The following is a 16,961-nucleotide window of genomic DNA, read 5'->3' on the forward strand; positions in this document are numbered from 1 at the left end:
CACTGATTATGTTGCAAATCTATTGTCCCCATTGTCGGGAATATCGCGAGGAAGAAGAGTTTCATGTGGCGGGTCAGGCGCATATCGCCCGACCAGAAAATCCAGATGCCTGTAGCGATGAAGAATGGGGGAAGTATCTGTTTTTCCGTTCCAACCCAAAAGGCCTGCATCATGAGCTGTGGTTGCATATGGCAGGTTGCCGTAAATACTTCAATGTTACTCGTGATACCGTGACTTACGTGATTCATGAAAGCTATAAAATTGGTGAACGCCCAGAGGTGACCGCATCGTGACGACTCAAAAAAACCGTCTTGGTTCAGGAGGTCGTATCGACCGCAGTAAAGCGCTGATATTCACCTATAACGGTAAGCCTTATTCTGGATTTCATGGGGATACCGTGGCCTCAGCATTGTTGGCCAATGGCATCGATATAGTGGCGCGCAGTTTTAAATACAGTCGCCCACGCGGCATTATGGCTGCCGGAGCAGAAGAGCCTAATGCAGTACTGCAACTTGGAGCGACTGCGGCTACCCAGGTGCCGAATGTACGGGCGACTCAACAGGAGCTTTATAATGGTCTGGTCTGCCGTTCCACCAATGGTTGGCCAAGTGTCGAATTTGACCTGATGGGAACGGTTGGAAAGATTGGTGGAAAAATGATGCCTCCGGGGTTTTACTACAAAACCTTTATGTCTCCACCGTCCATGTGGCCGACCTATGAAAAATACATTCGCAAGGCTGCAGGTCTGGGGGCGTCTCCCGCCGAAGCTGACCCGGATATGTATGATCATATGAATCATCATACCGATGTCATGATAGTCGGTGCCGGCCCGGCCGGGTTGGCGGCTGCAAAAGTAGTTGCAGAATCAGGTGCTAGAGTGATTATCGCAGATGAGCAGGCTGAGTTGGGTGGTTCTTTATTGCACAGCCTTGAACAAATCGATGGTGTTCCGGCCATGGAGTGGGTGATGCAGACCATATCGGAGTTGCGGTGTCGCAATAATGTCCTGTTTCTGCCCAGGTCAACTGTCAATGGTTATCATGATCATAATTTTCTGACTGTGCATGAACGCTTAACTGATCATCTGGCGGACAAGGCACCTGGTGGTATGGTTCGCCAGCGTATGCATCGGATCCGGGCCAAATGGGTTATTCTGGCGACTGGGGCTCAAGAGCGCCCCCTGGTTTTTGGCAACAATGATGTTCCCGGTTGTATGCTGGCATCTGCGGTATCTATCTACATTCATCGCTATGCTGTTGTACCGGGGCAGCGCTTGGTCCTGATGACAACCAATGACTATGGTTATCAGGCTGCGCTGGACTGGCAGAATGCCGGTCGCGAAGTGGTTGCCATTGTCGATACCCGTCCTGCAGCAGATGGTGAACTTATCACCCAGGCGCGCCAGCGTGGTATTCGAATTATAACGGGTTCGGCGATCATTGAAGCTCACGGTAGAACACGGGTTTCCGCTGTCTCTGTTGCTAAGCTGAATCCTTCGTCTGAAGAAATTCAAGGGCCAGTAGAAAACCTGGAATGCGATACGGTTGCCAGTTCAGGAGGATGGAGTCCGGTGGTGCATTTGTCCTGCCATACCGGTAGCAGACCTGTCTGGCGGGATGATGTCATCGGATTCGTTCCTGGTGAAACTGTACAGCGACAACTAACCGCAGGTGGTATTAACGGCACATACTCGTTGTCAGCCTGTCTTGATGAAGGACAACGTATGGGGGCTGAAGCTGCAGATAACTGTGGCTTCTCTGCGACGTTACCTGGACAACCGGAAGTGGCTGATATTCGTATTTCACCGCCGATGGCGCTATTTCATATTCCCCATCAAAAGCCTACCAGCCGGGCACCAAAACAGTTTGTAGATTATCAAAATGATGTGACCGCAGCGGCGATAGAGTTGGCAGTCAGAGAGGGGTTCGAATCCATTGAGCATGTTAAGCGATACACTGCAATGGGGTTCGGCACAGATCAGGGCAAGCTTGGAAACATCAATGGCATGGCCATTGTGGCCAAGGTTCTGGGACGTTCAATTCCAGAAACCGGAACCACTGTGTTTCGTCCCAACTATACACCGGTGACCTTCGGGGCGATTGCCGGGCGGCATTGCCAGGATTTGTTTGATCCTGAACGCTACACGGCCATGCACGGCTGGCATCTTCGCCATGGCGCTGTATTTGAGGATGTTGGGCAGTGGAAACGACCCTGGTACTACCCCAGGGCTGGAGAGTCTATGGCTCTGGCTGTGAATCGTGAGTGTCAGGCGGTGCGTCAGGGGGTTGGGATTCTGGATGCCTCCACACTTGGAAAAATAGATATACAGGGCCGTGACGCGCGGGAATTTCTGGCGCGGATTTATACTAATGCCTGGGCCAGGCTTGCTGTAGGTAAATGTCGTTATGGCCTGATGTGTGGTGAAGACGGCATGGTGTTCGATGATGGCGTAACGTCCTGTCTGGGAGAACATCATTTTCTCATGACAACAACGACTGGCGGCGCAGCCCGGGTACTGCAATGGCTGGAGTTATATCACCAGACAGAATGGCCTGAGCTTGAGGTGTATTTTACCAGCGTTACTGACCACTGGGCGACTATGACCATATCCGGTCCGGATAGCCGTCGGTTATTGGCTGAGTTATGTGACGATATCGATCTGGACCGCGACTCATTTGGTTTCATGGATTGGCGTCAGGGAACCGTTGCAGGAGTGCCAGCAAGGGTTTTCAGAATTTCGTTTACTGGAGAACTTTCGTTTGAAATCAATGTTCAGGCGAACTATGGGCTCCAGGTCTGGGGGGCTCTTATTGAGCGCGGTCAGGCATACAATCTAACCCCCTACGGCACAGAAACCATGCATGTTCTCAGAGCAGAAAAAGGTTTCATTATTGCCGGACAGGACACTGATGGATCAGTTCATCCCTATGACTTGGGAATGCCATGGGCTGTCGCGCCAAATAAGCCGTTCAGTTTTGTTGGTAAGCGTGGCATGGCCAGAACCGATTGCCAGCACCCAAATCGGAAGCAACTGGTTGGCCTGCTGACCAAAGACCCTCAGGTGGTATTGCCTGAAGGTGCGCAGGCAGTTGCTGATCCTGATCAGGCTGTTCCGATGACAATGCTTGGGCATGTATCATCCAGCTACTACAGTGCCAATCTGGGGCGCAGTATTGCCCTGGGGTTTATCGCTGGAGGACACGAAAAAACAGGACAAACGGTCTTTTATCCATTGGCTGATGGTTGTGTTATTGAGGCGGAGATCTGCAGCCCGGTATTTATTGACCCACAGGGGGAGCGTCAAAATGTCTGATACAAATGTAGTGGTCATGGACCAGTGGTCTTCCGTCGTAGCAGGATTAAGCCCTTTGCATCATGTGGATAAAACACTGCAAAACTTGTCATCGACGGCCGTTCAGTTACGGGAAAATGCTTTGTTAGGGCATTTGGTATTACGTGGAGATAAGAGCAGCGGTTTGGGCGTGGCGCTTGAGCGAGTGACAGGGTTGTCGTTGCCAGATGTGTTACTGAGTACGGTCAAGGGCGAGTTTGTCATTCGCTGGGTCTCCCCTGATGAATGGTTGCTGACTTTACCGATCGAACAGGCGTTTACGATAGAATGCGCCTTGCGTGCTGAAATGACTGGTCATTTTGCGATTGTTAATGTTTCCGGGGGGCAGACAATTTTACTGCTGTCAGGCTCTCAAGCACTAAACGTTCTGAAAAAATCCACTCCCTATGATGTCCACGAGTGCAATTTCCCGATAGGCAAAGTAGTCACTTCGGTATTCGCCAAAACCCAGGCGTTACTACGTCGTTGTGATGAACGCCAGTGGGAACTGGTGGTCCGACGCAGTTTTGCTGACTATCTATGGTTATGGCTGTCGGAAGCTGGTCGTGAATATGGGGTAACGTTGTCCTGATATATGTTGGAGAGTGTCTATTGTCAGACCTCTCCGAGAATATTATTCGCCAGTTCAAGTTCTGCGCTGGTGACGCCAGTCCGATTCAGCGCTTCATGCAGAGCAAAACGCAAAGGCTCATTGAGCGCTACATCTCCACTGCCAATTGAGTACAGAGTTTCCATGACCAGAGGGGTATTGGCGTCTGAAGTTAAGTAGTTTATGGCGATTTGAGTACTTTCTGCTGGAGGGGTCAATCGGTACAGTTTTTGGACAGCCAGCCCTCTGACTGATTCATCCTCGTTGTTGTTAGCCACATCCCTGAGAGCATTCATAGTCGTATATAAATACATGGAAGAAGACATCTCCGATGATTCCAGTTTGCCAATATAATTCAGTGCTGAAACGGAGTTTCTGATGTCGGTACTGTTGTAGGTCGATTCAATGGCCTTTTCCAGTACCGGGTAGCTGATATCGTCTTCGACATTGCTATATATTTCGAACATGTAAGGATAAAGTTCCTGTTGTCCTGTGTTAAGAATATTTTCCGCCTCATCGATCAAAATGGCTTGGCCGGTCGCTGTTTTCATCAGCATTTCCTGCATGATGCTTCGCTCGACCACGGCATCTGAATCCATGTTTCGATAAACTTTGCTTATCTGGTTGCGGGCCGTTTCTGAATTCTCCAGTGTTGCCAGCATACGAGTGAAAAAGTACTGAATCTCCTCTTCAGTCAACGAGGTATCACTTTCAAATTGTTCGAAGAATGCCTGGTATTCTAAAAAAACATCTGCTTCGTCAAAAAGCTCAATACCTTCAAAATTCAGTTCCATTCCATTGGAAACGGCATCTCGATCACTGTTTAAAGAGGTTTCCGGTATTGGAAGAACTTCAGTTTGCGCGACCGTGGTTGCTGGAGAAGGGACATCTGACTCACCAGCTGTTCTTGTGTTATTTTCAGACGCTGGGGTGTTGTGTGGTACAGGTCCTTCATTGACCAAGTCTGGTGTATTTACTTGAGGGTATACCTTCCAGATATAACCAGTAACGGTTATAGCTAAAATGGCGAGCATGATAATTAAACGTGATTTTGGTTTCATATCAGACTTCGTGAAATTAAAAGAATTACCTTGTCAAAGATCAGAGCATGCCTGATATAAAAGCATGATCAGGCATGGTTGCTGTTCTATCAATTGTCTATCAAAGCCATTGTCCGTTTACAGCTTTCTGTATGTGCATTGGCTATAACGTTTTTCCGGCCAGTAGCCATTGGAAGAAAAGGTTGATGGTACACACCACCCGTAAAAACCATCGCTGCTTTGGAAACTAAACCCGCGTTTGCAGCCATTGTTTCTGTTTGAGAAGTATTTGTTATATCCGGTGAAGTCGGTTTTACCATAGCGTTCAGCAAAAATGATTTCGGCGCGTCCGGCATAACCCTGGTTAGGAGAGCAGGTTATGGTCTCAGAGCGTGTGTTGCAGCTGCTCCATGACCAGTTGCCACCGGAAGAGATTGATAGCCCAGGGATCCATTTTTTCAAATCAAAAGATACGCCAACGTCGACTCCCCGGCTTTTACATTTGCTGCTTCCGGTCGTCAGTGATCGGGATCCACAAGATCCGCCGGTAGTGTTTGACCAGCAATTGTGCCACCCAGATGATCCAACAATCCAGTGGTATTGACTATGTCCGATCCAGTTCTTGAAGTCACCTCTGGTATCTGCTGCCTGAACACTAAGGGAGCAAATGGCAACCAGTGTGAGTAAGGTAATTATTGATAGTCGAGTCATATATTTTTCCTATAGTAGATTTTATTGGTAACTACGGTGTTGTGAGAATAACAATATAATTGCTTATAAAAACACTAAAATTCCGTCTAAATATTTGGCTAACAATATCCGAAATTGTTTTTCTTGAGATGGTTCACAAAGGTGAAAAGCAGGGGTTTATATTTTTCTTGTATTTATGTAAGGGAAATGTCAGTCTATTTCTTAAGTTAACTTGGCAAGCATTTATGTCGGGATAATGGTGTGATGCATGGATGCACCAGAGTATCGGACCACAGCATTGGCCCTAGCCAATGCGAGTCCCGGGAAATCAAGCGGTTCGACGGTTCGGTTTTTCGCGCAACACCGTCAGATTTCTTGGGGCGACAATTAAAAATATCAGGATGATTTATTTAATTACCGGGTTAATAGATGTTTATTGCTAACGTTTGTGCTATTTAGTTTGTGTTTTGATGTTGGTTTTTCCGGATAGGTTTGTTATTTTAACAAACGATAATGCAACTTATTTTCGGGTATTGGTTTTGGCGGAGGGTTGCCATCGGCTTTTGATGGGCGATGCGGGTGTCGCATGTCTTTTTAATCAGCCTGATTGTTCGGAATTCCTATAATGTGTTTGGAAGTCGTTGTGAAAAATTGATGAGACTTCAGAGAACCATTGTTTGGCAGGAAGCTTGGATTAGAAGTCGATTTTTATCTGTCAACGCGGATTGATTAAATTGCTGTCGTGATGGTTATTGCCTTTACTGAGATTTTTGTGAATCCATCGAGAGGAGTTTAAATAGCAATAATAGTGATAGAAAGGATGTTTTTTGTTGCTTAATGCTGTGTCGATATCGAACGATGAATCGATAAACACTTCGCCATATGTCTTCTTTTCAAATTTGGCAATTTCGTCGATATCAATCTGCACAAAACCGTCCATTTTGTTAATCATAGTCGATTCATTGGCCGCGATACTGTATTTGTTGTAGTGGACTTTTCGACACAACCAGTTAAATGATTCCAGATAATGACGGTCTATACTCACGATGTGTTTCAATATTAACCCTGTGACCTGTTGTTCCTGTTGATAAATAGAACGCGGTGAACGGTGCTGTTTAACGCATTCAATCAGGTATTCATACATTTCGGGCCAGCCAGTACTGTTTTGATGGTATCCAGTTCCGGCCAGAGGGGTTTTGCTGGCTTTTTTTAAGATAATCTCAGTATCCAGGATCCAGAATGGGTCTCGGAAATCTTTTGTTGGCAGCTTCAGTGACGGGATCGTTACGCCAGTATGGCAGTTAAATTTATTGGCTTCTTTAACGGTTAAAAAGAAGTGAGTAAGGTCATCATTTAATATACTCAGGTTTTCCATAAGTTCACAAAAAGTTCCTTGATAGCCAAAGTCAATAATCAAGGTTTTTTTATGACCAATATCCAGGTTTTGAAGTTGTTGGTTGAATTCCTGTTCTATATTTTCGGACTCTTTCTTAAGTGTCTCCTGTTCCTGCTCGATGACTTGCTCTATATGTTTAAGCTTTTCCAGCACGTTCCTGTAAGATGTGTTTGAGTGATTGAAGTGGTGAGGGAAATAATATTTTAAGAAACTTTCGGTATGAAACAGGCGGGAGAATTCTTTATTGGAATAATATTTGTAGCTGATAAATCGAATGTTATATCGGGAAATTTCCAGCTTTTTAATGTCGATATCGGGGAATTCTGGCTGTAGCAAATCCCGGTAGAAATCAAATACGCTGCCAAGGATAATAAACTGTTCAATACCCTTCTCCACGGCCAGTGCTTTGATTTTCCGCAGGCTGATATGCATTAGTGGCGTAACTACCTGGCGGACGTATGTTCGATAGTATTGCTCGTGATCTGAATGATCGGCATTATATGAGTTGAAGTCAGGGGTATAGTGTATGGCCGGCGCCAACTTGAGTGAGCCAAATTGAAAGTCACTTTTTATGTTGTCACCAATATGAATAACGTTATTTCCATACTCTCTGGCGACACAATCAAATAATTTGCCAAACCCTTCTTTTGAGCAACCCTGCTCGCAGGACACAAATATTTTTTGATAAAAGTCCGGAACATTAAGATTTCCGAGAATATAACGAAGGTGCTGAGAGTTCAGATACATGTCCGAGGTAAGTACGAAAGTATCGTCAGGATGACTCGTGACAAAATCCAGAATTTCCCTGTTAACTATTAAATGCTGGCTTTCAAGGTCGAGTTCCTGGCGAATATCTTCACCGATACCCTGATAGAACTGGTCGACTGTCTGGCTCTGATAGTGCTCCCTGTGTAAGGCCAGTCTGGTATTTCTGAAGTCTTGTGGCAGTCGTAGCAGCGTTGTTTCTGCGGGCTCTGTTCTTAGGAGTAAAGTATCAAAAATATCCAGACTGTAAATCATGACTGCCGACTCCTTATGGTGCGTCCTTTTGCCAAAGGCAGATAGTTCAGGAAGCTAATTTGGCGATGGCTTCAATGGTGTCGATTTTGTCGATATCGATATCCGCGATATCGATGTCTGCACCCAGCTCCTGTTCCAGAAAAGCCAGCAATTCTATCAGTGCGAAGCTGTCAATCAGACCACTGGTGAATAATGGGTCTGAATCACTAACGGATGATAAATCTATACCGAGTTCGGAAGCGATGTGTTCTCTGATTTTACTTTGATAATCACTCATTTGCATTTCTCATAAATCATTGATGGGCTAATTATGTGCCAGGATTATTATGTAGCATATCCAAAGCCTGTTCTAGCGCTTCACCGGTTGTTTTCCAGTATTGGTCCGCTCTGATCATATCGAGATGATCACCGGGACAGGGAATGACAGCCTTAAGGTTGACATATTCAGTCCAGCCATAATCCGGTGTCCACTTTCTCAGATTGTCCCACCAGGCAATCTCTTCACTACGTACCAGTACAGTGTTAACAGGGCAATAAGACGCAACATAACTGTTAACGGCTTCTCTGCCAAGTTGAAATGCCTTTCTAATGGTTTTAGGCAGGTTTGGAATAGAATTATGATCTTCGTAAGTAACAATAGCTTTTTTCTTCGTGTCCAATTTACCTTTATTAAAATATTGGGCATATAATTTTTCTGCATACCAACGGATATAGATTGGCAGTCGAACAATCAAAGGCTTTAGAGGGGGGAGATTTGGTGGCTTGGTATCGAGCAGAATAACCCGTGCATCATGAGACAGGTTTTTCATGATCCTGGCAATTTCGATGGCAATCAATCCTCCCATGGAATAGCCAATCAGATAATATGGGCCCTCTGGGTGACTCTCCAGTATCTGTTCTGCCATCAGGCGCGCGTTGTCTTCAATGGTGTTGTATTCATAGCCTCTGAAGACAGGATGGAGCAAGCCATAAGTTTTCCATTTGTCTGACAGACCACGGGCAATTAGCTGTGATGATATGACGTGACCACCAATGCCTGAGATCTTAAAAATGGGTATCGTGTTTTCCACTGGTTTATTATCCAGTGAAAGGACCAGACTTTTTTTATTGGATGCTTGTTTCGTCATGTCCTTTACAATATGTTCCTTCGCTGTTCTCATCGTGTCCATAACTTAAGTCCTGTACAACCTGGTTAAATAAAAAGGTTGCCAGTACGTCCGGATATCAATATTTAATACCATGTTTTCCATATGGAAAAGCACTCGATATTCTGGCCTGAATCTATGAAGTTGCTTTCAGATGTGTTCTGGCAAGCAACTTTTTATCTCAGAAAATGTGACGGATATTTTTACAGTTATCTATCAACATACTCAAAATACTCGATTTATATGTATTTTCTGAGTGTTAGTATATTAGCGTTTTTTCGTAAAAAACCCTATTTAACAATATAATTTGTCTATTAGTTAGTATGGCTGGATTAGTCAATGTATGCACATTTTTTGCCCAGAATTATTTCATTATCAAGGTAATTTAATGTGTCTGATACCGGCCGCTCATATCATTTTGGAATATGCTCCCGGCGAATTTATGGTTCTCCCTTTATAGTCTTAGTATGCCAGCAAACGCATTTAAAGTTGAGGCAGTGTCAACCAGTCTGCTTGAATAAATCCATCATTCGTTTGCTCTTTTTGTGTATATAAAATTTCTGTTGGCAGAGCATGGGAGATAAAAAACAGCGGACTGGCTGTCGGGCCGTAACTGCCTGCACAGCCTATCGCCAGAAGATCCCCAGTGGAAATTTTAGGCATTTCAATCCGATGGGCCAGAGTATCGATGGCAGTACATAGCGGACCGACAATTCGATATTTTTCCACACTTTTGTCAGAGCCCGTCAGATTTATCATGGAATAGTGACGATGCGAAATCCCACCTAAATGGCCACAGGCTCCGAGATTATGATTCATCCCACCATCGCATATGGCAATTAGGGTATTTTTTGATTCCTTCACCCGGACTACCCGAGTGACAAATAAACCGGCAGTACCGATCAGAAAACGCCCCACTTCAATAAAGCACTCAATGCTCAGATTACGGCTGGCAATATCCTCACGGATTTGCTGCGCGATTGCCGGTAAATGAGTGAGTTTCAGGCTGTTGTCGCTATCATGGTAAGGAATCCCCATTCCGGCACCAAACACGAGTTCTTCGATTGGTTGTGACCAGAGTTGCATGGCCTGTTGGAAGATGGCCCACATGTTGGCGAAATGGTTAGCCAGGGATTCATCATTGAGACATTGGCTGCCGGAGTAAATATGAAAACCTGCCAGATGCAGATGCGTCAGTTGTTGTAAGGCAGACAATGTCTGCGGCAGCTTATCTTCGTCAACGCCAAATTGTGTTGGTCTGCCTGCCAGCCGTACACCGAAATTTTCTTCTGCCAGAGCGGGTGCGATTCGGATCAGTATCCGGGCCGTGACACCCTGTTGTCTGGCGATATCATTCAGTAATTCAGCTTCACTTAAATCTTCAATGACAATTGAATGGATCTGTTCTCTCAGTGCCAGTTGCAGATCTTTTGCAGTTTTTGCCGGCCCGGTAAATTCAATGTCGCAGCCCTGCCAGCCTTGTTTGCGAGCCAGTATGATTTCACCGGAGGAAGAAACATCGACAGAATCAACTCTGTTTTTCATCCAGTTGAGGATCATTGGGTTTGGATTGGTTTTAACCGCATAGCGCAGTTTAAAGCCTTGGGTGGCCTGCCTCAGCGTCTCAATATTGGTTTCCAGAATATCCAGGTTATATAGATAAAAAGGTGTTTCGAAATGCTTGCCTGCTTCCCGGACAGGTTCCAGAGGGTAACCTTCAAAATTCATATTGCTATCCTGATACTGTGTTGTCGGCAGCGAACTGTCTTAAAAGTGTTTTGGATGGATAAACGGGTTTGAGGATCACGCATGTTGTTCCTGTTCCTGAATAAAGGCTTTGATGGCCATCATGTTAACTTTTCCATTTAACGTCGCGGGAATCTTGTCAATCTGATACAGGTGTTTTGGAATCAAATGTGAAGCCAGCTGCTGGCGTAAAGTTTTTAGCATGTCCTGTTTGCTCAGGTGATGATCCGGCCCGCACTCAAACACTGCCAACAGCTTTGGCTCAGTGTCGTCTGTGGCGACCACAACGACATCCGGAAGGTTTAGTATGGTTTTGATGCTGTGGGCGACATCCTGAGGAAAAACCCGTTGATCCATAATTTTGACCATGTCATTTTTGCGCCCGGATATGGTCAGTCGCCCCTGCTCATCCACATGGCCAAGATCTCCGGTCAGAATCATAGAGGTCGCGTCATCGTTTTGTGGATTACCCACATACCCAATCATTTTACCCATACCCTTTGCAGCAACGACACCGGTTTTGCCGGCTGGAAGTGGTTGGCCCGCATCATCCAGAATCACAAAGCTGACACCGGGATAAGCCTGGCCGACACTCATCAGAGCATCCGTGTCCGGTGCTACTTTATGAGCAGCGATACGAAACATCTCTGTTTGACCGTACGTTTTGATCAGCGTTGCCTGTCGCAGGTGACGGATGATTTTCTGCTGGTCTGTCAGATCAATCGTGCCACCAGAGAGAGTTGCATATCGCAGTTGATTCAGGGTTTGCCAAAGCAGCTCCTGATCCTTGAACCGCAACAACCCTTTCCAAATCATGGGAGACATGGCCAGTCCTGACGGGTTGGTCAAGGTAATCTGCTTGATGATATCGGCAGGAAACCAGGAATAACAAAAAACATATTCTGCACCGGCAAACAAGGTGCCCAGCAGTTGGGTCAGACCCACATCGAAATTCACTGGCAGCACACCCAGAATACGTTCCCGGGAGCTGATTTCAAACCACTGTTGTTCCGTTGTCAGTCGGGCATCGAGATCCTGGCTGCCAATACAGACACCTTTGGGCATGCCGGTTGAACCGGATGTATAAATTATCAACGCAGTTTGTGGCGGGACGATTGTCGTTGCTGTGGTAACCGGATGATTAAAAGTACCCGCAATGGTCTGGATATCGTCTGACGAATTTTCAGAATCGATGCTATGGCAATGAATAGTCGGTAGCGGCGTATGACTGTCAGTCAACTGGTCCAGCAGTTTGCGGCCGTTGCCATCGATCAGGCCAACCAGGTTGCGGCCTTGTTGTAACATCTCTGCGACGCGGGCGGAGCCTTGACGCAGGTCGATGATGGCGACTGGCCGTTGACTGATTAAGCCGCTGATAATGGCGACCGCCTGTAAGATTCCTTTATTGGCGAGTACGAAGGCAAAATCATTTTTGTCCCGGTACTGATCCAGTATACCGGCGATCCGGCTCGCTCTCTGCCAGAGCTGCCGATAGCTTATTTGTGAGCCCTGGGTATCTGATAATGCCGTCCGATCTGGTTGAGTTTGGGCAAACTGCTGTAATCGCTGAATCAGCGGAGCTCTGGTCGTCATCATGTTAGTCCGTTAGTCTGGTGAGATAATGACTGATCAGCAGGTTCAGTTGGTGCAGTATGTTCTGGCCATCATCGAACGCAGGGCTTTCCAGCTTGATGGCATCACCATCCGGAGAGCGGATCAATGACAGGCTGATTTCGTGACCATCGGTGGCAAACGCCCGTTGTACAACGACGCCGTCATAACCGCTAGGGTATTCATCCTCAAACCGTAATTCATTAACGAAACCATCGAATGGGTAGCGTCCTAATCTTCGCAGTCTTTCCTGGCTTCGCAATATCAGTTCATAGGGTACGTCGCTGTTGCCCATTGCCTGCTCAAACTCATGACGGGTTTGTTCGGCATGTTGTTGTTCATTGTGTTCGGGATGCACAGATAAAAATACCGGCAGCAGGTTCACAAACATCCCCACCTGTGGATTGTCCTCAGTATCCCGGCGCAAAGCCACGTGAGCACAGAATACGAACCGGTTACGACCAAACTGTTGATAAAACGCCCATGACATGGCTGCGACGACATCGGTGAAGCTGCATTTGCCAGCCACACCGGAATTCAGTGAGACGATATCAAACAGTGGTGTGCCTGAATGAGGATCTATCCTGATCAGGGGGTTGGTTTCAATATCATCCAGTTGCTGCAGTAATTTTTTCGCGATGTCACTGGCTGGTTCATTGTACTGGCCACTATCCAGACGCTTTTGTTGCTCAGCGAGATAATCATCATAGCCGCTGCGCAGAGGTGGCAGAACCATGGCCCGGTTATGCAATAGAGCGTCATAGATGCGAATCAGGTCTTCTGCCAATCGCCCGGTTGAATTGTCGTCTGCAGCAATATGATGAACGGTCAGCTGTAATAATTCTTCATCGCTATCCAGCTGGCAGCAGGATGCTGCAATCAGTGGGCCTTTGCGCAGATTGAATTTGAATATCTGCTTGGCAACCGTCGGAATACCCGGCTGGTCTTGCAGGCTCCAGGTTCCGGGAATCCGGTTCACGATCATCTCTGATTCATCTGGGGGATCCATGAGAGTCAGCTTAAGATGCCCGGTTGCCGGGGTCACTGATGTTCTGAGTGTATGGTGGCGCTCGATCAGCATGGCCAGCGCTTTTTTAAGCAAATTGTCGTCAAACCCTGCTGCCCGGGTAATGTAACGGGTACAGGTGATTGATGCATCACGGTGTTCCAGTAATTCGCGGAAAAACAGACCCACCTGCGCCAGGCAGCCGTGCAACTCGGTAGTGATGGTATTGGTCGCTGCCTGATTGAGTTCATTGATCAGATGACTCTGGCCGGCGAGGGTGGGGGCACGGTAAATATCTGCAACTTCGACGGAAATATTGAAATCCCGGCTCAAGGTGGAAGCCAACACAATCGCAGACATGCTGTTGCCGCCAATCTCAAAGAAGTGGTCCTGATCAGAGGTCGGAGAGATATGGGCCGTTTGTTGCCAGTAAAAAGCCAGCTGTGATGTCAGTGGATCGTTGAACGATTGCGGCTTGCTGAGTGGCTCAGCCTGATGACCGGCCAGCGCTTTGCGGTCGATCTTGAAATTTTCGGTGTAGGGTAAGTGTTCAAGCTCAGTCAGGCTGGTCGGCACCATGTAATCCGGCAGCACTGCCAGTAAATGTTCTCGGATGGTTTTGAGGTTGTCAGCGTCCGGACTGTGAAAGACGACAAAACCATGCAGAGCTTTGTTGCCATGATCATCCTCTTTGGCGATGACCACGGCTTCCTTGACCCGTGCATGAGCATTCAGGTGGTAATCAATCTCTCCCAGATCAACTCTGATGCCCCGAATCTTGACCTGGCTGTCCGTGCGTTGCAGATATTGCAGGTTGCCGGATTCATCCATGCTGGCGAAGTCCCCGGTATAAAAGTAACGCCGGCCATCAATGACAGGAAATTTTTCCTGAGTCAGCTCCGGCTGCTGATAATATTCCATGGCAATCCGGGATCCTCCAAGATACAGCTCTCCAGGTTCTCCTGTCTTGACAGGAGTCCGGTCCGGTTTCAGCAGCAGCTGTTCCATCGCGCCAACTGGTTTGCCGATGAGTACTTTTTCATCAGCTTGTGTTCGATGATAAAAATAACAGTGACTCAATCCAAAAATTTCGGTGGTTCCATACGCTGTGGCGACCCGTGCATTTGGAAATACCCGGTGTAGACGGTCGATGGATTGTCTGCTGAAAACGTCACCGCCGTACCAGACCAGCTGGACATTGGAAAAGCCGGACTGATCCGTCATTTGTTCAATGTGCTCGGACAGGTTTTTTAACAGCGCCGGTGGGCAGTGAAATGCAGTACATTGGCTGGCCTGTTGTGCCAGCCAGTTGAGATCCAGGGCTTTCTGTCGTTCCAGTATCAGCGTGGTACCTCCCTGCACCAGTGCACTCATCAGTTCCAGCATGCTGATACTCCAGGCATAACGGGCGATGGAATCAACGGTGTCCGCAGAGCTAATGCCAAGTGCTGACGAAGGTTCAATGATAGATGCCGACAGGCTCCTGTAGTTACCCAGCACGCCTTTGGCTTTTCCGGTACTGCCGGAGGTAAAAAAGATACAGGCCGGATCATCGGGCTTGCAGTCGAGCCGGGTTGTTTCGTGAACTTCGGTGGCACTCATACCATCAACATAAATGGTCGCCACACTGAAATCACTGGCCCGGTTCTGATAATGACTCTGGGTGATCAACACCGTTGGCATGATCGTGTCCAGCCGTTCTTTGATCTGAACATCCGGATGTTCAGGATCGAGTGGAGCATAAATGGCTCCCACCCTGAAGATGGCTAGCATGGATACGAGAATGTCTTCTGATGGATCCAGCATGACAGCGACAAATTTCCCGGGTTTGACACCTGCTGCGTATAAGTACAGCGACAACGCCTTGACCCGCTGGTTCAGCTCTGCGTAACTGACAGCCCTGTCCTGAAAACGGATTGCTGTTTTGTCTGGTGATGTTTCCGCGTAGTGAAGAATCACATCATCCAGACGGGGATGTTCATTGGATATCATAGCTGACAGCCTGGCTCCTTGTTCTTTCGAGCTATCCTGACTCAACCGTATGGCAACGCTTCGGAGCCGCTGTCGTTGTCAGGGCATATCAATCCTGCACCGGCAGGATGAAAAGTTGTTGATGACGGTAAATTAGGATAATTCAGTAGTATTTTGCGTCCATTCCAAGACCCAGCAGGTGTCTGCCAAAGGTTTGTGATGCAATGGTGTAATCCGTCTGGGCATGACAACCGGTAATACGGATATCCCGAAACAGACGCTGCATTTCGTTATTGCTGAACCACGCGTTACCGCCGGATGCCATAGATAACCTGTTAACGGCTTCGATCAGAATTTTTATGGCATAGGATTGCTGACATCTCCAATTCAGCACATCGTCCGGAGAAGGTAATCGTTGTTGACTGGCGCGATCCATCATTTCCCTCCAGTCGTTCTCTAGCAAAAGTTGCGCCGTTTTTGTTTGGTTGACGGATTCAGCCAGATACATCTGTGCCGGTGCATTATTGATTTCCCGAGCGCCCGAGTAAGCTCTGATGCGTGTTTTGGTCTTTTCGGTAAACAACTCAATAAAGCGTTTGGCGATTCCCAGAGACACCGCAGCAAAGCCAATTGAGAACACCGGTGAGAATGGAGTGTAAAAAATATCGCCACTATGGCTTTTATATCCACGACTCAGACCGAAGTTCAGACCGAACAATGATTCGGTGCGATATTCCGGTACGAACACGTCTTTCAGTACGAGAGATTTGCTGCCAGTGCCGCGTAAAGCTGCAGTGTCCCAATCATCCAGAATTTCATAATCACTGCGGGGAACCACCGCAAAACACGGGCCGGGCTGGCCCATATTATTTGTTCCCATGTATCCAAGTACTGCCCAGTCAGCATGATCGCAGCCGGATGACCAGCCGAATGTGCCGGATAGGCGAATGCCGCCTTCGGTTTTTTCCCATTGTCCTAATGGCGCCACTGATGAGCTGACCAGTGCTTCCGGATTTTCGCCCCAGATTTCGTTTTGTAGTTTGGGTGCAAACAAGGCAATGGCGTGAGAGTGGTTGGCCAGCAGTCCGGTAGCCCACGCAGTGGAGGCACAGGCCTCAGCAATTCTGGCGATACAATTTGCATATTCCGGATAACTTACTTCTAATCCACCAAATGCTTTGGGCTGTAGGGCGCGAAAAAAACCGGTCTGTTTGAGCAGGTCGATATTTTCTTGCGGGACCATGGCAATTTTTTCTGCTTCGGCAGCGTTATTGCGAATGGCAGGCAATATCTGATTTATATTATTTAAAAGGTTCATAATTTTTGCATGCTAAGTAGTTGGGCTGCTTCGGTTTCACATAACAACGGCAAACAATGAAGTCAGTGTCCGGGAAA

Annotated in this window: 11 protein-coding genes; 3 read left to right on the forward strand and 8 right to left on the reverse strand. The window is 47.2% G+C overall.

Features of this window, described 5'->3' with window-relative positions; translation table 11 throughout:
• Positions 1–8: 8 nt before the first annotated feature.
• Genes YC6258_RS07795 through YC6258_RS30530 form a run of 3 tightly spaced genes read left to right on the forward strand, consistent with a single transcriptional unit; the run spans position 9 to position 3,923 of the window.
• The gene (locus YC6258_RS07795) at positions 9–293 is read left to right on the forward strand and encodes a sarcosine oxidase subunit delta (protein WP_044616503.1); all 285 of its coding nucleotides are present in this window, start codon (positions 9–11) and stop codon (positions 291–293) included.
• A complete protein-coding gene (locus YC6258_RS07800; RefSeq protein WP_044616504.1) occupies positions 290–3,313 on the forward strand; it encodes a sarcosine oxidase subunit alpha in 3,024 nt (1,007 codons plus the stop codon). Before YC6258_RS07795 ends, YC6258_RS07800 begins: the two co-directional genes overlap by 4 nt.
• Complete coding sequence (locus YC6258_RS30530; protein WP_044616505.1) at positions 3,306–3,923, forward strand: sarcosine oxidase subunit gamma; 618 nt, start codon at positions 3,306–3,308, stop codon at positions 3,921–3,923. Before YC6258_RS07800 ends, YC6258_RS30530 begins: the two co-directional genes overlap by 8 nt.
• A 23-nt stretch (positions 3,924–3,946) precedes the next feature.
• On the opposite strand, the gene YC6258_RS07810 is transcribed toward YC6258_RS30530, so the two are convergent.
• The 8 genes from YC6258_RS07810 to YC6258_RS07850 form a co-directional block, all read right to left on the reverse strand.
• Positions 3,947–5,002, reverse strand: coding sequence for a hypothetical protein (locus tag YC6258_RS07810; protein ID WP_044616506.1), 1,056 nt, complete (start codon positions 5,000–5,002; stop codon positions 3,947–3,949).
• 1,384 nt (positions 5,003–6,386) lie between these two features.
• On the reverse strand, positions 6,387–8,087 hold the full coding sequence (locus YC6258_RS07820) for a hypothetical protein (RefSeq protein WP_044616508.1): 1,701 nt from the start codon (positions 8,085–8,087) through the stop codon (positions 6,387–6,389).
• A gap of 46 nt (positions 8,088–8,133) precedes the next feature.
• Positions 8,134–8,364 carry an acyl carrier protein gene (locus tag YC6258_RS07825; protein WP_052830149.1) on the reverse strand — a complete coding sequence of 77 codons (231 nt, stop codon included), beginning with the start codon at positions 8,362–8,364 and terminating at the stop codon, positions 8,134–8,136.
• Positions 8,365–8,395: 31 nt separating this feature from the next.
• Positions 8,396–9,214 (reverse strand): thioesterase domain-containing protein, encoded by an 819-nt coding sequence (locus YC6258_RS07830; protein ID WP_169748945.1) that lies wholly within the window; start codon positions 9,212–9,214, stop codon positions 8,396–8,398.
• Between the two features lie 501 nt (positions 9,215–9,715).
• The gene (locus tag YC6258_RS07835) at positions 9,716–10,960 is read right to left on the reverse strand and encodes an alanine racemase (RefSeq protein WP_044616510.1); all 1,245 of its coding nucleotides are present in this window, start codon (positions 10,958–10,960) and stop codon (positions 9,716–9,718) included.
• Between the two features lie 75 nt (positions 10,961–11,035).
• A complete protein-coding gene (locus YC6258_RS07840; RefSeq protein WP_044616511.1) occupies positions 11,036–12,574 on the reverse strand; it encodes a class I adenylate-forming enzyme family protein in 1,539 nt (512 codons plus the stop codon).
• 1 nt (position 12,575) lies between these two features.
• Positions 12,576–15,587, reverse strand: coding sequence for an amino acid adenylation domain-containing protein (locus tag YC6258_RS07845; protein ID WP_044616512.1), 3,012 nt, complete (start codon positions 15,585–15,587; stop codon positions 12,576–12,578).
• 142 nt (positions 15,588–15,729) lie between these two features.
• The gene (locus tag YC6258_RS07850) at positions 15,730–16,884 is read right to left on the reverse strand and encodes a flavin-dependent monooxygenase (protein ID WP_044616513.1); all 1,155 of its coding nucleotides are present in this window, start codon (positions 16,882–16,884) and stop codon (positions 15,730–15,732) included.
• Between the last annotated feature and the right edge of the window lie 77 nt (positions 16,885–16,961).

The organism is Gynuella sunshinyii YC6258, assembly GCF_000940805.1.
Lineage (GTDB): Bacteria > Pseudomonadota > Gammaproteobacteria > Pseudomonadales > Natronospirillaceae > Gynuella > Gynuella sunshinyii.